At 68.5% G+C, this 19,315-nt stretch carries 19 protein-coding genes; 11 read left to right on the forward strand and 8 right to left on the reverse strand.

The window, feature by feature from the left end:
• Positions 1–39 precede the first annotated feature (39 nt).
• From E5206_RS07615 to E5206_RS07625, 3 genes are all read right to left on the reverse strand, one after another.
• Complete coding sequence (locus E5206_RS07615; protein WP_136321957.1) at positions 40–1,713, reverse strand: AarF/ABC1/UbiB kinase family protein; 1,674 nt, start codon at positions 1,711–1,713, stop codon at positions 40–42.
• A gap of 49 nt (positions 1,714–1,762) precedes the next feature.
• The gene (gene corA, locus E5206_RS07620; protein WP_136321958.1) at positions 1,763–2,758 is read right to left on the reverse strand and encodes a magnesium/cobalt transporter CorA; all 996 of its coding nucleotides are present in this window, start codon (positions 2,756–2,758) and stop codon (positions 1,763–1,765) included.
• A 76-nt stretch (positions 2,759–2,834) separates the two neighbouring features.
• Complete coding sequence (locus E5206_RS07625) at positions 2,835–3,332, reverse strand: Lrp/AsnC family transcriptional regulator (protein WP_136324017.1); 498 nt, start codon at positions 3,330–3,332, stop codon at positions 2,835–2,837.
• Positions 3,333–3,508: 176 nt separating this feature from the next.
• Here E5206_RS07625 and E5206_RS07630 point away from each other — a divergent pair, with 176 nt between their 5' ends.
• The gene (locus E5206_RS07630; protein ID WP_136321959.1) at positions 3,509–4,750 is read left to right on the forward strand and encodes an MFS transporter; all 1,242 of its coding nucleotides are present in this window, start codon (positions 3,509–3,511) and stop codon (positions 4,748–4,750) included.
• 43 nt (positions 4,751–4,793) lie between these two features.
• On the opposite strand, the gene E5206_RS07635 is transcribed toward E5206_RS07630, so the two are convergent.
• Complete coding sequence (locus tag E5206_RS07635; RefSeq protein ID WP_136321960.1) at positions 4,794–5,300, reverse strand: Lrp/AsnC family transcriptional regulator; 507 nt, start codon at positions 5,298–5,300, stop codon at positions 4,794–4,796.
• A gap of 132 nt (positions 5,301–5,432) precedes the next feature.
• Between E5206_RS07635 and E5206_RS07640 the strand changes: the two genes are divergently transcribed.
• Positions 5,433–6,596, forward strand: coding sequence for a PLP-dependent aspartate aminotransferase family protein (locus tag E5206_RS07640; protein WP_205760025.1), 1,164 nt, complete (start codon positions 5,433–5,435; stop codon positions 6,594–6,596).
• On the opposite strand, the gene E5206_RS07645 is transcribed toward E5206_RS07640, so the two are convergent.
• Positions 6,593–7,810: an MFS transporter gene (locus E5206_RS07645; RefSeq protein ID WP_136324019.1), complete on the reverse strand. Its 1,218-nt coding sequence runs from the start codon at positions 7,808–7,810 to the stop codon at positions 6,593–6,595. The genes E5206_RS07640 and E5206_RS07645 overlap by 4 nt on opposite strands.
• Positions 7,811–8,022: 212 nt before the next feature.
• Positions 8,023–9,081 (reverse strand): nitronate monooxygenase, encoded by a 1,059-nt coding sequence (locus E5206_RS07650; protein WP_136321961.1) that lies wholly within the window; start codon positions 9,079–9,081, stop codon positions 8,023–8,025.
• Between the two features lie 36 nt (positions 9,082–9,117).
• Here E5206_RS07650 and E5206_RS07655 point away from each other — a divergent pair, with 36 nt between their 5' ends.
• From E5206_RS07655 to E5206_RS07690, 8 genes are all read left to right on the forward strand, one after another.
• Complete coding sequence (locus tag E5206_RS07655) at positions 9,118–10,056, forward strand: BadF/BadG/BcrA/BcrD ATPase family protein (protein WP_136321962.1); 939 nt, start codon at positions 9,118–9,120, stop codon at positions 10,054–10,056.
• 52 nt (positions 10,057–10,108) lie between these two features.
• Positions 10,109–10,561 (forward strand): NUDIX hydrolase, encoded by a 453-nt coding sequence (locus E5206_RS07660; RefSeq protein WP_136321963.1) that lies wholly within the window; start codon positions 10,109–10,111, stop codon positions 10,559–10,561.
• A 153-nt stretch (positions 10,562–10,714) separates the two neighbouring features.
• Positions 10,715–11,821 (forward strand): ATP-binding cassette domain-containing protein, encoded by a 1,107-nt coding sequence (locus E5206_RS07665; RefSeq protein WP_136321964.1) that lies wholly within the window; start codon positions 10,715–10,717, stop codon positions 11,819–11,821.
• The gene (locus tag E5206_RS07670) at positions 11,821–12,543 is read left to right on the forward strand and encodes an ABC transporter permease (RefSeq protein WP_136321965.1); all 723 of its coding nucleotides are present in this window, start codon (positions 11,821–11,823) and stop codon (positions 12,541–12,543) included. The genes E5206_RS07665 and E5206_RS07670 overlap by 1 nt, the downstream gene beginning before the upstream one ends.
• A complete protein-coding gene (locus E5206_RS07675) occupies positions 12,540–13,286 on the forward strand; it encodes an ABC transporter permease (RefSeq protein ID WP_136321966.1) in 747 nt (248 codons plus the stop codon). Before E5206_RS07670 ends, E5206_RS07675 begins: the two co-directional genes overlap by 4 nt.
• A complete protein-coding gene (locus E5206_RS07680) occupies positions 13,283–14,245 on the forward strand; it encodes an ABC transporter substrate-binding protein (RefSeq protein WP_136321967.1) in 963 nt (320 codons plus the stop codon). Before E5206_RS07675 ends, E5206_RS07680 begins: the two co-directional genes overlap by 4 nt.
• 175 nt (positions 14,246–14,420) lie before the next feature.
• Entirely contained in the window at positions 14,421–15,641 is a 1,221-nt protein-coding gene (locus E5206_RS07685) for a pyridoxal phosphate-dependent aminotransferase (RefSeq protein ID WP_136321968.1), read from the forward strand.
• 70 nt (positions 15,642–15,711) lie between these two features.
• Positions 15,712–16,566 (forward strand): polyphosphate kinase 2 family protein, encoded by an 855-nt coding sequence (locus E5206_RS07690; RefSeq protein WP_136321969.1) that lies wholly within the window; start codon positions 15,712–15,714, stop codon positions 16,564–16,566.
• A gap of 50 nt (positions 16,567–16,616) precedes the next feature.
• On the opposite strand, the gene E5206_RS07695 is transcribed toward E5206_RS07690, so the two are convergent.
• Entirely contained in the window at positions 16,617–16,847 is a 231-nt protein-coding gene (locus tag E5206_RS07695) for an exodeoxyribonuclease VII small subunit (RefSeq protein ID WP_136321970.1), read from the reverse strand.
• A gap of 69 nt (positions 16,848–16,916) precedes the next feature.
• Positions 16,917–18,203, reverse strand: a complete 1,287-nt coding sequence (gene xseA, locus E5206_RS07700) for an exodeoxyribonuclease VII large subunit (protein WP_136321971.1) — start codon at positions 18,201–18,203, stop codon at positions 16,917–16,919.
• Positions 18,204–18,425: 222 nt separating this feature from the next.
• Between xseA and E5206_RS07705 the strand changes: the two genes are divergently transcribed.
• A complete protein-coding gene (locus E5206_RS07705; protein WP_136321972.1) occupies positions 18,426–19,271 on the forward strand; it encodes a hypothetical protein in 846 nt (281 codons plus the stop codon).
• Positions 19,272–19,315: the final 44 nt, after the last annotated feature.

Here is a 19,315-nt window from a genome sequence, read left to right on the forward strand (position 1 = left end):
GGCGGTCAGGACGACTGCGGCGCCCGGCCCCGCGGGCAGCTACCGCCGGTGCCGGGAGCTCAGCGCCAGGTAGGCCCCGAGAGCCCCCACCCCGCCGATTCCCGCGGTGAACAGGGCTTTCGGCCATTTCTGCCAACGGTCGGGCTGGATGGCGACCATCTCGCCGATCGCGTTGATCAGCGCGGCGGTGATCAGCCCGGCGACGATCCGGTTCCCGGTTTTCTCCGCCTTGTCCGCGAGCCGGTCCAGCTCTTCCGCCCGGAAGTGCACGTCGATGCCGCCGCGTTCCAGGACCTCCACCATGCGGCGCACCATATCGGGCGCATCGGTCCCGAGCCTCAGGGCCTCCCACCCCAGCTTCTTCAGGCGCTCGGCCAGCGCCTCGGGGGAGAGGGAACCGAGGACGATCTTCCGAGTGAAGGGAGCCAGCTGGGAGGTCAGCTCGAATCCAGGATCCAGCTGTTTGCCCAGCCCGTCCGCCATCACCAGCATCTTCACCATCAGCGCCATCTCGCGGGGCAGCCTGAGATGGTGGGCACGCAACAGTCCGGCCAATTCGGCCGCGACCGGCACAAGTGGCACTTCCGCCAGCGGCCGGCCCGCGTAGCGGTCCAGCAGCCGGCCCAGCGCGGCCCGCAGAGCTCCGAAGTCCCCGGCCGCCGTCGAACCGCACATCTGGGCCACGGCTGTGGTGAGCCGGCCGGCGTCCTTCGCCACGACCGCCAGCAGGACCCTGACCAGCTGGCCCTTCAAGGCGTCGCTGATATGGCCGACCATGCCGAAGTCGATGATGCCGAGACGGCCGTCTTCCTCCACGAAGAAATTTCCAGGGTGGGGATCGGCGTGGAAGAACCCATCCTCGAAGACCATCTTGAGCAGGACCCTGCAGGCCCGCACGGCCAGCTCGCCGGGGTCGATCCCTGCCTCGCGCAGGGCCTCGGCGTCATTGACCTTGATACCGCGGAGGCGTTCGAGCGTGAGGACCCGTGACGTGGTGGTATCCCAAAACACCCGCGGGATGTGGACACGGGGGTCGCCAGCGAAGTTCGCGGCGAATAGCTCGGCATTGCGGGCCTCCTGCAGATAGTCCAGTTCCGCGCGCAGGGTCTGCGAGAACTCGTCCACGAGAGCGGCCACGTGGTAGCCGGCAATGGTGGCCGAAGCCTGCTCCGCCCGCTTTGCGAGCTCCGCCATGATTTCCAGGTCCTCATTGACCTGCGCCACGACGCCGGGCCGGCGGACTTTGACGACGACGTCGGCCATGGTTCCCCGTGCGGTGCCGTCGCCGGGATCAACCCGGCCGCAGTGGACCTGCCCGATGGACCCGGTGGCGAGGGGAGCGTCGTCGAGTGAGGCCAGCAGCCGGTCCGCCGCGGCGCCGAGTTCCTCGCTGATGACGGCCCGGATCCCGGCCACAGGAACGGGAGGAGAGGCGTCCTGGAGCTTCGCGAGCTCCGAGGCGTATTCCGGCGGGAGCACATCGGTGCGGGTGGAGACGATCTGCCCGAACTTGATGTAAACGGCGCCGAGATCCTCCAGCGCCAGCCGGACCCGCACCGGCAGGGTCACGCCCCGGGGCGGACGCCCGTGCGGGGAGGGGCGGCCTTCGGCCCAAACGCGCCGGTCCAGCCCCAGATGGCCCAGCACGAAGCCCAGTCCGTGCCTTGTCAGGGTCTCCACGATGTACCGGAACCGGTCCCGCCGCGCGCTCATGCCGCCACACTACACGGGCCCGGTGCCTCGCCCGGGAAGCCGATGAGCCTTAGAGCCAGCCCTTTTTCTTGAAGATTGTATACATCAGCGTCGCCGTGGCGGCCATCAGTCCGATCGCCATCGGGTAACCGAGCAGCCAATGCAGTTCCGGCATGTGGTCGAAGTTCATGCCGTAGACGCCCGCCACGAAGGAGGGCGCAAAGAAGATCGCCGCCCACGAGGAGATCTTCTTGACCTGCTCATTCTGCTCGGCGCTCGCCTCGTTCTGGCGGTTTGCCGTCAGCGTTCCGTCCAGGGTGAGCGCGTTCTGCAGCAGGTCACGGAAGGAATCGGCGCGGGAGATCAGCCGCTCCACATGGTCCTCGACGTCACGAAGGTTGTGCTGGAGTTCGGAGTCCACCCCGTATTTCTCGAAGCCCCGCCGGAGATGCTGCATCATGGCCGGGAGCGGGTGGATGGCACGCTGGAACTGGATGACTTCCCGGGCAAGCTCGTAGATGCGCCGGGACACCTTGGGATCACCGCTGAAGAGCTGGTCCTCGATCTCGTCGATGTCATTTTCCAGCCCGGCGACGACTGGTACATAATCGTCCACGACCTGGTCCATGAGGGCATACAACACCGACTCCGGGCCGTGGCTCAAGAGGTCCGGGCGCTGCTCCAGCCGGCGCCGCACCTGCGCGACGCCCCCCGTCTCGGCATGCCGGACGGTGACCACGAAGTTCCTGCCCGTGAACACGTGCAGCTCGCCGAACTCCACCGTCTCGGTGTCATCCAGATAGCGGGCCGGCCGCAGCACCGTGAAGAGGTTGTCGTCGTAGCGCTCCAGCTTGGGACGCTGATGCGCCGAGATCGCGTCTTCCACGGCCAGCCCATGCAACCCGAATTCGGCCGCGACGGCGGCCATCTCGGTCTCCGTCGGCCGGTACAGCCCGATCCACGCCATGCCGCCGTGCGTGGTCAGGGTCTCGAAAGTCTGCTCGAGGCTCTGCGGCTCGGCACTGCGGACGCCGTCCACATAGACGGCGTTGTCGATGATAGTCACCGGGCAATTATCCAGTCTCCGGAAGCGTCCGGGCGGCAGGGGGCGCGGAACGTGAGGGCCGGAGGCGGCCAGGGTGTCACGTGGACCTGCCCGGCGCCAGCGCGCTGCCCTGGGCCAGCCTGCTGATGAGCGGCTCGGTGCGGTACGGGATGTGCGTGTGCAGGGCCAGGACGGTTTCCGTCCGGATCACGCCCCTGATCCTGAGAATGGACCGCAGGGCGGCCTGGAGATTGTGGGTGTCGGTGGCAACCACCCGGCACCAGACGTCACCGCGGCCGGAGATCTCGTGCACCTCCAGCACCTGCGCGATCAGGCGCAGGGCGCCCACCACGCCGTCGAGCTCCCGGTGGTTCACCTCGATCGTGACAAAGGCGACGACGTCGTAGCCCACCGCCTCGAGGTCGATCTCGCGGCCGCCGTCGTGCAGCAGGCCGGAGCGCAGCATCCGGCGCAGCCGGGACTGGGCGGTGTTCCGGGCGATGCCCAGGCTCTCGCTGAGCTCGGCGATCTGGATCCGCGGATCCCGGATGAGTTCCAGCAGGATCTTCAGGTCGGTGGGGTCCAGGCTGTTCAAATCATCACTCCGGCTCACTGTGGCGGCCAACGGTTGACTGTTTTGATCAATATTGGCATGAAAATCAGTCTGATGAGTCATAAGTGCCCCATTCTGTAGATATCAGATCTCACCCGGGCCGGCCGGCTCCTCCACAAGAGGGAAGGCCCGGTCCGGCTTCACGCAAGGGCACGGACATGACTGTCTTCAGCGAACTACGCATGCGCCCGGCCTCCGCTGGACGCCGGGGCTGGGACGCCTCCACCACCGCACGGCTGGCAATGGCCGGCGTCGTGATCTTCACGCTGCTGGTCGGCGCGAACCTTGCGACCCCGCTGTACCCGTTGCTGCAGGCGAAGCTCGGCATCACCGCGCTGGACATCACGGCGGTCTTCGCCGCCTACGTCCTGGCCCTCGTGGCCACACTCATGCTGGCCGGCCACTGGTCGGACCACATCGGCCGCCGGGCAGCCCTCGTGCTGGCGGTGCTGGTGGGCCTCGCCGGCGGCTCAGTCTTCGCCACTGCGGACAGCCTCCCGGCCCTGTGCGCCGGCCGGGCGCTGCAGGGCATTGCGGTGGCGCTGGCCACCGGCGCGAGCTCCGCAGCCCTGCGTGAACTGCTGCCAAGCCGTCCCGAATGGGCCTCGCGCTTCACCTTGCTGGCCTCCGCCGGCGGGGTGGCCGCCGGGCCGGGGATCGGGGGAGTCCTCTCGCTGCTGCCCGGGCCGACGTCCACGCCGTACTACCTGCATTCCTTCCTGCTGGCCGCCCTGCTGGTCCCGCTGTACCTGCTCAAGGCGCGCCCTGCCGTCGGCCAGGCTGCCGGTCCGCAGCCGCTGAGGGTCCTGGCGCCCCGCCGCCCCTCCGTTTCCTCCGAGGCCCGGGGATCCTTCTGGCTGGCCTCCGCCGTGGGGTTCCTCAGCTTCACGGTCTTCGGCTTCTGCCTCTCACTCGCGCCCGGCTATTTCGCGCAGATCGTCCACGCCGATTCACGTCCCCTGATCGGGCTGCTGGCAGGGCTCACGCTCGGTTCCTCCGCACTCAGCCAGCTGCTGGCCGTGCGTGGCCGCTTCGTGGTTCCCGCGGGCCTGGCCGTGCTCGGGGTATCCGTGCTGCTGATCGCCGCGGCCGCGGCCTGGAGCAGCCCCTGGCTGCTGATCCTGGCCAGCGTCACCGCCGGGATCGGGCAGGGCATCTCCTTCCGGACCGTGTTCAACGATGTCGCGGGCAAGGTCGAGGCCACCCATCATGCCCGGATCATCAGCACCGTCTACGTCATCACGTACCTCGGAAGCGCATTCCCCGTTATCGGGCTGGGAGCCGCGGCGGGGGCGTTCGGCCTCCAGGCAGCCGTAACCGGCTTCGTGGTGCTGTGCTCGGTTGCAGCCTTCGCGCTGGCCGCAGCCACCCTCCGCACGGCGCTGCGCAGGAGGTTCTGAACCCCCAAACGCCCGGATGAACGCCGGGCAACCGGGCTGCCGGTCAGTCCGGCAGCGGGCCGTGGTTGCCCTGGATGTGGTCAAACACCAGGGTGGTCTCGGTATGGCCGACGACGGGATCCGTGGCCAGGTTGTCCAGTACCCAGTCGCGCAGGTCCTCCGTGGTGGCAACGGCAATGTGCAGCAGGTAGTCCACCGAACCCGAGGTGTGGAAGGTCGAAAGCACCGCGGGCAGTCTGGGGACGCGGGCGGTGAAGCGGTCGATCTGTTCGCGGTCGTGGGCCCGGAGCCTGACGGCGATCAGGGCCTGCACCGAGCGGCCGATCGCGGAGAGGCTGAGCTTGGCCTCGAAGCCCTGGATGATCCCGCGTTCCTGCAGGGCCCGGGTGCGCATCAGTGCCGTGGACGGAGCGATCCCGACCAGTTCGGCCAGCTGCTTGTTGGAGATGCGGGCATCCGCCACCAGGGCCGCAAGCAGGCGCTCGTCGATAGCGTCCAGCGGCTCGCCGGCACCCGCTCCCGGCCGAATATTCTTCGCACTGCTACTCACGGATCCTCCTTGAAGTGTTGTCAGTTCATCATAAACAGCTCTTTCTGACAGTTCCATTCACAAGCCCTGTGAAACTCCGAATTATTGCCAGATACTTGCGGCATTCAATGGCGAATATTCAAAAGGAGCAACGTGCTGTCCCAAGACTCGCTGGCTGTCCATGCCGGCCGCAACGGCCTCACCGAACTGGGCGTGCATGCCGTGCCCATCGATCTCTCCACCACGGCGCCGCTGCCCTCGGTGCACGACGGCGGCCTCGCCTATGAGCACATGGCCATGGGCGGAACGCCCGTCGAGGGGCAGAGTACCGTCTACCAGCGCCTGTGGAATCCTACCGTCGCCCGTTTCGAGGAGGGTGTGGCCGTTCTTGAGGGAACCCCCGAGGCCGTGGCTTTCGCCACCGGAATGGCGGCACTCAGCGCGGTGCTGCTCGCCGTCGTCGCCGCCGGCAGGAAGCACGTGGTGGCGGTGCGGCCGCTGTATGGCGGCAGTGACTACCTCCTCGCCTCCGGTGTGCTGGGCAATGAGGTCACCTTCACGACGCCGGAGGGCGTCCAGGCCGCCCTCCGGCCGGACACCGGGCTGGTCATCCTGGAGACGCCGGCCAACCCCAGCCTGGAGCTGGTGGACATCGCCCGGGTGGTGGCGGCTGCTGACGGCGTCCCGCTCCTGGTGGACAACACCTTCGCGAGCCCGGTGCTGCAGCAGCCCTTCAGGCACGGCGCCGCGATGGTGATGCACAGCGCCACGAAGTTCCTCGGCGGGCACGGCGACGCGATGGGCGGCGTCGTGGCCGCCGCCCCCGAGTGGACCACCCGGCTGCGCCGGATCCGGGCCGTCACCGGCGGCATCCTGACCCCGTGGCCGGCCTACCTGCTGCACCGCGGGCTGGCGACACTGCCGGTACGGGTGCGTGCCCAGCAGGCCAGCGCCCAGAAGGTCGCCGCCGCCCTGGCGGAACACGGGCTGGTGAAGCGTGTCTACTACCCGGGACTGCCGGAGTGCGATCCGCAGGGCCTGGTCGGCACGCAGATGTCCGGTCCCGGGTCCCTCATGGCGTTCGAACTGGCAAGCGCCGGGCACGCCGAGCGGATCCCGTCCGCGGTCAGCATGATCACGCACGCCGTCTCACTCGGCGGCATCGACACCCTCATCCAGCATCCGGCCGGGCTTACCCACCGCCCGGTGGCCGCAGAAGCCAAGCCGCACGCCAGCCTGCTGCGCATCTCGGTGGGGCTGGAGGACCCGTCGGACATCGTGGCCGATCTCGTCCAGGCCATCGAGGCCACGCGCTAGCCGGGCGCCGGTCTCAGGGATCCTCCGGAGGGATGCGCGACGGCGGTGATCACCGCCGTCGCGCACGCCAGCCCGATCACGGTCAGGGCGAGGGCCGTCCAGCCCAGCGACTGGAAGACCAGGCCGCCGGCCCAGCCGATGACACTGGAGCCCAGGTAATACGAGAGGTTGTAGAGCGAGGCGGCCTGGGCGCGCCCCGTCGTCGCGATCGCCCCGGTCCAGCCGGAGGCTACGCTGTGCGCCGCGAAGAAGCCGGCGGTGAACAGCAACAGCCCCATCAGGATCAGCGGCAGCAGCTCGGTGAGCGTCAGCGCGAGTCCGCACACCATCAGTGCGGTCCCGGAAATCAGGACGGTGCGCCGGCCGAACTGCACGGTCAACCCGGCTGCCCAGCGGGCCGAGACGGTTCCGGAGAGATAGGCCAGGAAGATCAGGCTGACGGCGGTGGCGGGAAGGCTGAAGGGCTCACGGGAGAGCCGGAATCCGAGGTAGTTGTAGATGGCCACGAATCCCCCCATCAGCAGGAAAGCCTGGGCATACAGGGCCAGCAGGCGCGGGTTCCGGGCGTGGCCGCCGAGGGTCCTGAGGGCGCCGCGGAAACCGTTCGCCGCGACCGGCGTAAACCTCAGCGCCTTCGGGACCAGCGCCAGGAACAGGACGGCTGCTGCCGTGGCCAGGACCGAGACGGCCAGGGCCGCGGCCCGCCATCCCCAGAGATCCCCGACAGGGCCTGCCACGAGCCGCCCGGCCAGCCCGCCGAGCGTGGTGCCTGCAACATAGCTTCCCGCCGCAAGGGCGGCGTGGGCCTTGTTGACCTCCTCGTTGATATATGCGATGGCAATGGCCGGTATGCCGCCCAGTGCCATCCCCTCAAGCATCCGCAGGCCCAGGAGCAGGGGAAAGCTCGATGCCAGCGGGACCAGCAGGCCCAGGACAGTTGCGGCCGAGATGCCCCATATCATGGCGCGGACCCGGCCGATCCGGTCGGCGAGGAAGGACCAGGGCAGGACTGTCCCGGCCAGTCCCACGGTGGCCAGGGAAATCGTCAGCGCCGCTTCGGCCGCCGTGACCTTCAGATCCGCGGCGAGGACCGGCAGCACCGCCTGGGTGGAATAGAGCTGGGCGAAGGTCGCGACGCCGGCGAATGCCAGCCCGGCGAGGATCCTCCGGTAGGCGGGGGATCCCTTCGCATGCCCCGCCCAGCCAGGAGCCATGGCCTGGAGTGCCGGGGTCCGGCGTGGCGGGGTGGAGGCGCGTGGTGAAAAGCGTGGCATGACTCCAGACTAGGTCCTTGGAAAGGCACGCCTCGGGGATCCAGGCATCCGGGCCATGCCGTGAGTTCGCCGGAAGGCGCTCAATTCGCCGGAAGCCCCGGGCTTCCGGCGAAGTGGCACACTTCCGGCGAGTCCGGTCCGGCGGGATTCCGTCAGCCCAGCAGCCCCGCCAGGACATCCGCCACGGAACCAGACCGCGCCTGCCGCCAGCCCGTGCCAGCCCAGAGGTTCACCCGCTCCGGGTCCCCGGCTGCGGCCGCTGCCGCACGCAGCGGCGCGGTGAGGTGGTGGACGGCCGGATAGGCTTCGGGGGCACCGGGGTGGTCCCGGACGAACTCGTTGACCAGCGCCCGGGCCGGCCGTCCGGTGAAGGCTGCGGTGAGCCGCGTCCGGGTGAAGTGCGGGCTGGCCAAGGCATCCTTGTGCAGCTGCCGGGCGCCGCTCTCATCGGTCCGAAGCAACGCCGTGCCCAGCTGGGCAGCATCCGCTCCCGCCGCCAGTACGGCGTCCAGCCCGTCACGGTCCATCACGCCGCCGGCAGCAACCAAGGGGAGCCCGACGGCGGACCTGACCAGGGCGACCAGCTCCGCCGTCGTGCCCGGCCGGCCGTCATGCGGCAGGCCGGCCATCGTGCCGTTCTGCCTTTCGGCGCGCGGCTGGAACGCCGCGCTGTGGCCTCCGGCGCTCGCATCCTGGACCACGAGCGCATCCATGCCCTGGGCGGCTGCCTGCAGCGCTTCGGCGGGGGTCGTCACGGTGGCCAGCACCACGGAGCCCGCCCGATGGAGCGCGCGCACCACGTCGAAACCCGGCAGCCCGAACGTGAAACTGACCATTTCCACAGGATCCTCCAGCAGCGCATCGATCTTGCCCTGCCAGCGGTCGTCGTCGTCGAGCCGCAGCGGCGGGACCTCCGCCCCGTAGCGCCGGGCGTCGGTCCGCAGCCGGGAGCGGTACTCCTCCAGCCGGTCCCGCAGGGCCTCGGACTGCTCCAGCTGGGCCGGATCGGGGACGAAGACATTCATCCCGAAACGCGCCCCGGCGGCCCGGGCGCTGCGGATCTCCGCCTGCATGGCCTCGACGGTCTTATACCCGGCGGCGAGGAAGCCCAGGCCTCCGGCGGAGTGCACGGCGCTGACGAAGGCCGGGGTGGACGTCCCGCCGGCCATGGGGGCCGCAATGATGCGGGTACCGAACAGGGGATGCGGCATGGTTCACTCCTTGAGGCGATTCAGTAGTCTGTTCGTGTGACCAACACTGACAACCCGCCGGCGGCGGATTCCGTTCCATCTTCCTCCCCGGCGGCGGGCGCCGTGATCGGCCTGGACATCGGCGGCACCAAGACCCGCGGCGTCCGCTTCGAGGACGGCACCCCGGTTGCCGACGAGTCGGTGGGGAGCTCGAATGTCCAGAACGTCAGCCGCGAGGAAGCGGCCCGCAACCTCGAGGAGCTCTTTGCCCGGATCGGCGGCGGCGCCGTCGCGCAGGTTTACGCCGGAGCCGGCGGCATCGATACCGACGACGACGCCGCGGCGCTCGCCGCCCTGATCGCGCCGCTCGTGCCGGGCGCCCGGATCACCGTGGTCCACGATTCGCGGCTGCTGCTGGCCGCGGGCGGTGCCAGCACCGGCGTCGCCGTGATCGCCGGCACGGGCTCGGCGGCCTGGGGCCGGAACAGCCTCGGCGAGGAGGCCCGCGCCGGCGGCTGGGGCTATCTGCTCGGCGACGAGGGCAGCGGCTACTGGCTGGGCCGCGAGGCTGTCCGCCACAGCCTGCGCCGGATGAACCAGGGGCACGAACCGGACGAACTCACCACTGCCCTGCTGGCCTCCTGCGGGGTGGCTGACCCCAACAAGCTGATCGCGCTCTTCCACTCGCCGGAAACCGGGCGGCGGTACTGGGCCGAGCGGGGCCGGCTGGTGGTCGACGCAGCCGATGCCGGCCATGCCGCAAGCCGGGGGCTCGTGGACCAGGCCGGGCGGGATCTGGCGGCCCTCGCGGAGCAGGCGGTCCGGAAGCTCGGCATCGACGGCCCGGTGATCCTGGGCAGCGGACTGGGCATGAACGTCCCCCGCCTGCAGGAATCCTTCCGCGCCGCGCTGGCAGCCGCAGGGATCACCGACGTCCGCGTCCTGGCGCAGGACCCTGTCTTTGGTGTGCTCCAACTCGTGGCCGAGCAGGGCTGACCAGGCCTGCCGAGCCACTACGACTACGCTGCCGGGCCACTACGCTGGAGGGATGAGCCTGAACTTCGACACCCGGCCGGCCGCCTACGCGGTCATCATCCGCGACGGCGCCATCCTGCTGGCGTACTGGAAGCAGGGCGGACGCGAAGGCTGGACCCTTCCCGGCGGGGGCCTGGACCTGGCCGAGCACCCGGTGGACGGATGCCGCCGGGAGATCTACGAGGAAACCGGCTATCACGCCGAGATCGGCCCCATGCTGGGGATCGACGTCGGGCACTGGCCCGCCGAGATCCGGATCGACGGCGGCGAGCGGGACTTCCAGTCGCTGCGCCTCGTCTACGAAGCGAACATCACCGGCGGGGAGCTGCGCCACGAGGTGAACGGCAGCACCACGCACGCGGCCTGGATCCCGCTGGCCGAGGTGCCGGAACTGAACAAGGTCTCCCTCGTGGACGCGGCGCTCCGGCTCTACCGCGAACGGCCGCTGGACGGCAAACTCTCCTGAAGTTTCCCTGGCTCCCTGGCCGCATATCCCTGAATTCGCCGGTGGCGCTGGCTACGCTGGGTCATACCTGTCTTTACAGCCAAAAATCAGCATGCCTATGATCAGCTGGCTGGACCATCCGATGTTGCCGCCAACAGTTAGGTAAGCCCGGAGATGGCTGAAGCCATGATCGAGTTCCAGAGCGTCACCAAGCAGTACCAGGGCGGCCAGCCTGCCGTCGATGATCTGACCATGTCCATCGACAAGGGCACCATCACGGTCTTCGTCGGCCCCTCGGGCTGCGGCAAGACCACTTCGCTGCGGATGATCAACCGCATGGTCGAGCCGACGTCCGGGACGATCACTGTTGACGGGCAGGATGTCACCTCGGTGCCGGCGGCGAAGCTGCGGCGGTCCATGGGGTACGTCATGCAGTCCTCGGGCCTGATGCCGCACCGCTCCGTGCTGGACAACATCGCCACCGTCCCCCGGCTCAACGGGGTCTCCAAGGCCGACGCCCGCAAGCGTGCCGGGGAGCTGCTCGACGTCGTCGGGCTGGCCCCGTCCCTCGGCAAGCGGTATCCGTCCCAGCTCTCCGGCGGCCAGCAACAACGCGTGGGTGTGGCACGGGCGCTTGCCGCCGATCCTCCGGTACTGCTCATGGACGAGCCGTTCAGCGCGGTGGACCCCGTGGTGCGCGACGAACTGCAGAAGGAACTGCTCCGGCTGCAGCGCGACCTGGCCAAGACCATCGTCTTCGTCACCCATGACATCGATGAGGCCACCGTCCTGGGGGACAAGGTGGCCGTCTTCGCCGTGGGAGGAAAACTGGCACAGTACGCCACCCCGGAGGAGATCCTGCGCGCCCCGGCCAACGACTTCGTGGCGTCCTTCGTGGGCCGGGACCGCGGCTTCCGGCACCTCGCGTTCAGCCCGTCCGACGGTGTCACCATCCACCAGATCGGTACGCTCACCCCGGCGGACCTTGACCATGGCGGCGGGCCGGACGGCGACTGGGACCACGGCTGGAAGCTGGTGGTCGACGCCGAACTGCGCCCGCTCGGCTGGGCCGGCCCGGGCAAGGGCCCGGTGATGGTTCCGGGCGGCTCCCTGTTCCGCAAGGGTGAAACCCTCCGCCGGGCGCTGGACGCGGCGCTGTCCTCGCCGTCGGGCCTGGGGGTCGCCGTGGACGCCGACGGCAGGGTGGCCGGCGTCGTCAAGGCCGCCGAGGTGCTCGCGGTGATCGACGCCGACCGGCGTTTCCGGCAGGGCGCACGCTGATGGACTGGTTCCTCGCCAACAGCGGGCAGGTCTTCAGCCTTGCCGGCCAGCACCTCGTCCTGGCCATCCTCCCGATGGCCTTCGGCTTGCTCATCTCCATTCCGCTGGCCCAGTTCGCCCGGCAGAACAAGGCGCTGCGTTCCGTGGTTCTGACGGCATCCTCACTGCTGTATACGATCCCCTCGCTGGCGCTCTTCATCATCCTGCCCACCATCATCGGAACCAGGATCCTGGACCCCGCCAACGTGGTGGTGGCCCTGACCATCTACGCCGTCGCCCTGCTGGTCCGCGCCGCCCTTGATGCCTTCGACTCCGTGGACGAGGACCTCCGCCAGGCCGCCGTCGCCATGGGCTTCAAACCCGCCGCCCGTTTCCTCCAGATCGACCTGCCGCTGTCCCTGCCCGTGATGTTTGCAGGCCTCCGGGTGGTTTCGGTCAGCAACATCTCGCTCGTGAGCGTCGCCGCGCTGCTCGGGATCGGGAACCTCGGCATGCTCTTCACCTCCGGCCTGCAGCGGGACTTCGTCACCGAGGTGGTGGTGGGCATCATCGCCATCCTGGTCCTCGCGCTCCTGATGGACGCCGTCCTGGTGCTGCTCGAGCGGGTGCTGACGCCGTGGACCCGGGCGGCTGCCGGGCCTGGGGCAAGCCCGGACAAGGCAACCTTTCCGTCCGCGGCCCTGCGGCTCTCCGCAGCGAAGTCAGGCGGGGGTGACGTATGAGCAACGTTGTCACGGACACCTTCGAGTGGCTCGCCGACCCGGCCCACTGGTCCGGCGTCTCCGGGATCCCGGTGCGGCTGGCCGAGCACCTGCAGTACACGGGCCTCGTTATGCTGATCGCCACCGCCATCGCCGTTCCGGTCGGCCTGTACGTCGGGCACACCGGGCGGGGGAGGGTCGCCGTCGTGGCCCTCGCCGGCGCGCTCCGCGCCCTGCCTACCTTGGGACTGCTCACCCTGTTCGTGCTGCTGGCCGGCATCGGTCTCATGCCGCCGATCTGGGCCCTCGTGATCCTGACGGTCCCGCCCCTGCTCGCCGGCACCTATGCGGGAATCTCGAGTGTTGACCGGAACGTGGTAGACGCTGCCCGCGCCATGGGTATGACCGAACTCCAGGTGCTTTTCCGCGCCGAATTCCCCAACGCCCTGCCGGTGATGTTCGGCGGGTTCCGGACCGGCGTGCTCCAGGTGATCGCGACCGTCTCGGTGGTGGCATACATTAACCTGGGCGGGCTGGGCCGTTACCTGTTCGACGGTCTCGTCCTCTCCGACTTCCCTCAGATGCTGGGCGGTTCGCTGCTCATCGCAGGACTCGCCATCGCCGTCGACCTTGTCCTTGCCCTGTTCCAGAGGCTCTTCCTGTCAAGGCGCGCCTCTTCCCAGCCGGACCGGAGCCAGCAGGCTGCGGTTGATCTCACAGACCCCGTGACCGCGGGGACTGTTGTTCAAGGAGGTATGTCATGAAGGAAACCCGCCAACGGGCACTTGGCAGGCGCGCATTCGGCGGCCTGGCCGCCGGCGTAGGCCTGGCCCTGGCCCTGTCCGCCTGCGGAGGCTCATCCAATCCGCTGGGCTCGGCCCCGGCCAGCAGTGGTGCCGCCTCCGGATCCGGCGGACCCCTCGTGATCGGTTCCGCCGATTTCCCGGAAAGCCAGATCGTCGCCGAGGTCTACGCGGGTGCCCTGAACGCTGCCGGTGTCACGGCCAGCACCAAGCCGAACATCGGGTCGCGCGAGGTGTACTTCAAGGCCGTGCAGGACGGGTCCGTGGACGTCGTCCCCGACTACAGCGGCAACCTCCTGCTGTACGTGAACAAGGACGCCACGGAAGTCTCGGCCGGTGACATCGCGAAGGCGCTTCCCGCCAAGCTGCCGGAAGGCCTGGCCGTGCTGGACGCCTCCAAGGCCGAGGACAAGGACGCCATGGTCGTCACCAAGGCCACCGCGGAGAAGTACCAGCTCAAATCCATCGAGGACCTGGCCAAGGTCTGCAGCGACATCGTCGTGGGCGCCCCGGCGACCTTTGCCGAGCGCGCCTACGGGCTGCCGGGCCTGAAGAAGAACTACGGCTGCGAGCCCAAGAAGCTTGAGCCGTTCAGCGACGGCGGCGGCGCCGTCACGCTCAAGGCCCTGCTCTCGGACCAGGTCCAGGTGGCGGATATCTACACCACCACCCCGTCCATCGCGGACAACGACCTGGTGGTGCTGGAGGACCCGAAGAACAACTTCATCGCCCAGCAGGTGCTGCCGCTGTACAACAAGTCCAAGATGACGGACAAGGCGAAGGAGGCACTTAACGCCGTGTCCAGGATCCTCAGCACCGATGACCTGATCAACCTCAACCGGGCCGTCAGCGGGAGCCAGAAACAGAACCCCAAGGACGCCGCCGCTGCGTGGCTCAAGGACAAGGGAATCGTCAAGTAAGGCCGGCTGACAGCCCTTCCCTGCGTTCGACGGCGGCTGCCGGCCTCCGCTCCCTCACGGGGGTGCCGGCAGCCGCCGTCGTGGTTCTGGTGCGGTTTCACCGCTTGTGACGGCGGGAAACGGCTGTGAGGCATGTCTCGCCGGAAGTGGATGCGGCATATGGCATATTTGATGAATGGCAGAATTTAAGCAGTCCACCAAGCTTCATAATGTCCTCTACGACATCCGTGGACCGATTCTTCAGGCCGCCCAGCAGATGGAGGCAGAGGGTCACCGCATCCTCAAACTGAACATCGGAAACCCGGCCCCCTTCGGGTTCGAAGCGCCGGACGCGATCCTGGTGGACATGATCCGCCACCTGCCACATGCCCAGGGCTACAGCGATTCCCGCGGCATTTTCTCCGCCCGCACCGCCGTCTCGCAGTACTACCAGACGCGCGGTATCCAGAACATCCACGTCGATGACATCTACCTGGGCAACGGCGTCAGCGAACTCATCACCATGTCGCTGATGGCACTGCTGGACGGCGGCGACGAGGTCCTGATCCCGACGCCGGACTACCCGCTGTGGACCGCTTCCGTGGCCCTGGCCGGCGGCAAACCCGTGCACTACCTGTGCGACGAGGACTCGGGCTGGCAGCCCGACCTGGCGGACCTCGAAGCGAAGATCACCCCGCGCACCAAGGGCATTGTGGTGATCAACCCCAACAACCCCACCGGTGCGGTGTACCCGGAGGACACGCTGAAGAAGATCGTGGCCCTCGCCGAGAAGCACGGGCTGGTACTCTTCGCCGACGAGATCTACGAGAAGATCCTCTACGAAGACGCCGTCCACGTGAACATGGCCAGCCTCACCGGGGACGATGTGCTGTGCCTGACGTTCAGCGGCCTGTCCAAGGCCTACCGCGTGTGCGGCTACCGGGCAGGCTGGATGGCCATCTCGGGCCCCAAGAAGGACGCAGCAGACTACCTCGAAGGCATCAACCTGCTCGCGAACATGCGCCTGTGCGCCAATGTGCCGGCCCAGCACGCGATCCAGACGGCACTCGGCGGCTACCAGAGCATCAACGACCTGATCCTCCCGGGCGGACGCCTGCTGGAACAGCGCAACAAGGCCTATGACATGCTCAACGCCATCCCGGGCGTCAGCACGCAGCAGGCGCGGGGCGCCATGTACCTGTTCCCGAAGCTCGATCCGGAGGTCTATCACATCCGTGACGACGAGAAGTTCGTCCTGGACCTGCTCCGCGAGCAGAAGATCCTCGTCTCCCACGGCCGCGCCTTCAACTGGGTCCGCCCGGACCACTTCCGGATGGTCACGCTGCCGCTGGTCAAGGACCTCGAAGAGGCACTGAACCGCATGGCGGACTTCCTGAGCCGCTACAAGGGGAACTAGGCTTCGGTCAGCAGCGCAACGGGGCCCTCGCCCCGCGGACCACGGCTGCGCCAACCGGAAAGAGGCATTGATGGCAGGCTCCGCGACATTCGATGACCACCCCTCGAAACTCCTGAAGGTCGGGAAGGGCTTTAGCCTGAAGGCGCTGGACCCAGGCTCGACACCCGGCTACGACGGCGAGAAGCCCGACGGCGAGCAGCTGCTGGACCAGCTGGACGACAGGCTCGCCCAGCTCCAGGAGCAGCTCTTCGCCGAGTCCCGGTTTGGCGGGACCAAACGGATCCTGCTCATCCTGCAGGCCATGGACACTGCCGGCAAGGGCGGAATCGTAACCCACGTCATGGGCGCCATGAATCCCCACGGGGTCCAGCTGAAGTCCTTCAAGGCACCCACTCAGGAAGAGAAGTCCTACGATTTCCTCTGGCGGATCGAGAAGGAAGTGCCGGCGGCGGGCATGGTGGGGGTCTTCGACCGCTCCCACTACGAGGACGTCCTGATTCATCGCGTCCACCGCTGGGCCAGCCCCGAGGAACTGGAGCGCCGCTACCGGGCCATCAACGAGTTCGAGGCCCGGCAGACGGGTGCCGGAACCAGAATCGTCAAGGTCATGCTGCACATCAGCCGCGACGAACAAAAGGAGCGGCTGCTGGCCCGGCTGGAGGATCCGGCCAAGCTCTGGAAATACAGCAGCACGGACCTGAAGGAACGGGCCTTCTGGGCAGACTATATGGACGCCTACCAGAAGGCCTTCGACAAGACCAGCACCGAACAGGCCCCGTGGCACGTCGTGCCGGCCAACAAGAAGTGGTACGCGCGCATCGCCGTGCAGCAGCTGCTGCTTGAGGCACTCGAGGGGCTGAAACTGCAGTGGCCCGTCCCGGACCTCGACGTCGGCATGGAACGGGAGCTGGTCCAACGCTCCTGAACGGCGCTCCTGAACGGCCCGGACTGTCCGCCGCCGGACGTGCCGTTTCCCTAGCCGTCCTGCGCGGCCTGGTCCCGGGCGGCGGCAAGGCGCTTGCGGGCGCCTTCCAGCCACTGTTCACAGCGCTTGGCCAGCGCCTCGCCGCGCTCCCACAGCGCCAGGGATTCCTCCAGGCTGGCACCGCCGGCTTCCAGCCTGCCGACGACCCCGACGAGTTGCTCGCGGGCATCCTCATAGCTCAGTCCGTCGATGTCGGTGTTCGGCTTTGTTTCTGCTGCCATGTCGTACTCCTTGATGGGTTCCGGGGGAGGGGTGGTTCTGATCGAACGGTGAGGCGGGATTCCGCGGGTTCAGCTGTCGGAGGCTTCCTGCCCGCCGGTGGACTGCGCGGTGAACCTGCCGCCGGCCACGCGGACCGAGAGCGCGGTTCCTTCCGGCGCCTGCGAGGGGTGCCGGACAACCTCCCGGGGCGTGCCGGGGACCGCCTCACCATCGCTGAGCTGCACGACGGCGTAACCACGGTCCAGGGTCTTCTGCGGCGAGAGCGCACGCACCTGGGCCCTGAGATGGACCAACTGGTCCGCGGCCCGCACCACCGCGGTGTTGACGGCCGCGTGCGAGCGGCCCTTGAGCCTTTCGACGTCGTCGAGCCGGGTGGTGACCATGGCTTCGGGGGACGCGAGCACCGGCCGGGAGCGCAGCGAGGCCAGCCGGTCGGCTTCCCGCTCCACGAGCCGTGTGACGCCGCGGCGGAGCTGGTCCCGTGCCTGCCGCACCAGGGCGAGCTCCTCGACGACGTCCGGAACGATCCTCTTGGCGGCGTCGGTGGGGGTGGAAGCCCGGAGGTCTGCCACGTCGTCGAGGATCGGCCGGTCCGCCTCATGGCCAATCGCGCTCACCACGGGCGTTGCGGCGTCGGACACGGCCCGGATGAGCTCTTCGTTGCTGAACGGCAGCAGGTCCTCCAAGGCTCCGCCGCCGCGGGCGATGACAATGACGTCAACGACGGGGTGGGCGTCCAGCTCCCGCAGCGCCGCGATGATCTGCGCGACGGCGGTGTTCCCCTGGACCGCGACTTCCCGGATCTCGAATTCGACGGCCGGCCAGCGCAGGGCGGCGTTGCGCAGTACGTCCTTCTTGGCGTCCGAGTCGCGGCCGGTGATGAGGCCGATCCGGTGCGGGAGCAGGGGGAGCCGTTTCTTGCGGGCGTCCGAGAACAGCCCCTCTGCCGCGAGGGCCTGGCGCAGCCGCTCGATCCTGGCCAGCAGATCCCCGAGGCCCACCGGCCTGATGTCCTTTACCGACATGCTCAGCCGGCCCGTCTTGAGCCAGAACTCGGCCTTCAGCAGGGCCACCACGCGGGAGCCGCGTTCCAGCGGTGTCTGCTGGCGGTCCAGCACATTCGTCCAGATCGATGCCGGCAGGGAAATCTCCGCGTCGATGTCCCGCAGGGTCAGGTAGGCGTTGCTGCCGCGCCGGTTCAGCTCGATGACCTGGCCTTCGACCCAGGCCGAGGGCGCGCGGTCGATGTGCATCTTGAGTTTCTGGGAGAGCAGCTGCAGGGGCCAGGGATTGTCCGGGCTGGTTTGCGCCGCCGTGGCCGGAAGCGTGGTGGCTGCCGCAGGATCCTCAGGCATGCCTGTCTCCGGGGGCGGAGAGTGCCGTGTGCATATGTGGTGTTGTCCTTTGCCGGGGCGGAGCCGTCCGCAGGTAACGTTTCAGGAAAGGTGACCGGCAGGCAGCTGGAACTTGTCTGTTTCAACTCTATCCATAGCTCTATCACCAGGGCCGGACTTTATCGCTCGCCGGGCAGTGCCCCGTAGGATGGCAGTATCCCCACGACTTCCAAGGACTCTGTTTTGCGCACTTTCGTCTCGGCCGCCGCCGTACTCATCGGGCTCCTGATGGCGGCTGTAGCTGTTCCAGCCATCTGGGTTGACCGGAACATCGTCCAGGAAGACGGGTTCGCCGCCCTGGCCGGGCCGCTGGGCAAGGACCCCGTTTTCCAGCGCAGGCTCGCCACCGCGGCCGTCAGCAGCCTCGGGTCCGGAGACCGGATCCCCGGTGCCCTCACCGACCTGGCCCGGCCGATCCTGGAAGCCGCGGCACAGTCCCTGACCGGCATGCCAGGCTACCCGGATGCATGGGCGGAAACGCTGCGCAGGAGCCACCGGCTGACCTTCGCAGATCCGGCCACGCTGCCGGCGGAGGCCGACGGCGCCACCTCGCTGACCTTGGACGTCGCACCGCTGGCGGCGCTGGTCGCGAAGCAGGTGTCGGACGCCACGAAGCTGCCGCTCAGCGCACCGGACCAGGTGTTGATCCACATCGGGCAGTCCAACCAGCGCCAGGCCATCGAAAGGGCGGCCGCCTACGCGCCGATGGGCTATGCCGTAGCCGTCGGAGCCGGCATCGCCTTCCTGCTGGCCCTGGTTGCCGCACGCCGCCGCTGGAGCGTCGTGGCGGGGACCGGAGCCGGCGTACTGGTGCTTGCCGGGGCGTGGAAACTGGCTTCCGATGCCGCCGGCGCCGCGCTGACCGGGACCTCCAGCGGCAACGAGGTGGCGGACACCTTCAAGCTCGAGTTTGTGGCCGCTTCCGCGGGCAGTTTCGGGCAGTGGATCCTGACAGCCGCGGTGGCGGGCGGGGTCCTGCTGGCCGGCGGCCTCGTGCTTCGCGCCGTCGGCGGCCGCCGCCGCGCCTGAACCGCGCCTGCCCGCCAAAAACGGGTGGCTTTGAACACCGGTAG

Origin of the sequence: Arthrobacter sp. PAMC25564 (assembly GCF_004798705.1) — a bacterium.
Classification (GTDB): Bacteria; Actinomycetota; Actinomycetes; order Actinomycetales; family Micrococcaceae; genus Arthrobacter.

What these genes read in the sequence shown, in the direction of transcription:
- E5206_RS07615 (WP_136321957.1), bottom strand. Translation starts at nt 1,713, where the DNA reads ATGAGCGCGCGGCGGGACCGGTTCCGGTACATCGTGGAGACCCTGACA.
- E5206_RS07670 (WP_136321965.1), top strand. Translation starts at nt 11,821, where the DNA reads ATGGACTGGTTCCTCGCCAACAGCGGGCAGGTCTTCAGCCTTGCCGGC.
- E5206_RS07645 (WP_136324019.1), bottom strand. Translation starts at nt 7,810, where the DNA reads ATGGCTCCTGGCTGGGCGGGGCATGCGAAGGGATCCCCCGCCTACCGG.
- E5206_RS07665 (WP_136321964.1), top strand. Translation starts at nt 10,715, where the DNA reads ATGGCTGAAGCCATGATCGAGTTCCAGAGCGTCACCAAGCAGTACCAG.
- E5206_RS07690 (WP_136321969.1), top strand. Translation starts at nt 15,712, where the DNA reads ATGGCAGGCTCCGCGACATTCGATGACCACCCCTCGAAACTCCTGAAG.
- E5206_RS07680 (WP_136321967.1), top strand. Translation starts at nt 13,283, where the DNA reads ATGAAGGAAACCCGCCAACGGGCACTTGGCAGGCGCGCATTCGGCGGC.
- E5206_RS07695 (WP_136321970.1), bottom strand. Translation starts at nt 16,847, where the DNA reads ATGGCAGCAGAAACAAAGCCGAACACCGACATCGACGGACTGAGCTAT.
- E5206_RS07630 (WP_136321959.1), top strand. Translation starts at nt 3,509, where the DNA reads ATGACTGTCTTCAGCGAACTACGCATGCGCCCGGCCTCCGCTGGACGC.
- xseA (WP_136321971.1), bottom strand. Translation starts at nt 18,203, where the DNA reads ATGCCTGAGGATCCTGCGGCAGCCACCACGCTTCCGGCCACGGCGGCG.
- E5206_RS07660 (WP_136321963.1), top strand. Translation starts at nt 10,109, where the DNA reads ATGAGCCTGAACTTCGACACCCGGCCGGCCGCCTACGCGGTCATCATC.
- E5206_RS07685 (WP_136321968.1), top strand. Translation starts at nt 14,421, where the DNA reads ATGGCAGAATTTAAGCAGTCCACCAAGCTTCATAATGTCCTCTACGAC.
- E5206_RS07650 (WP_136321961.1), bottom strand. Translation starts at nt 9,081, where the DNA reads ATGCCGCATCCCCTGTTCGGTACCCGCATCATTGCGGCCCCCATGGCC.
- E5206_RS07675 (WP_136321966.1), top strand. Translation starts at nt 12,540, where the DNA reads ATGAGCAACGTTGTCACGGACACCTTCGAGTGGCTCGCCGACCCGGCC.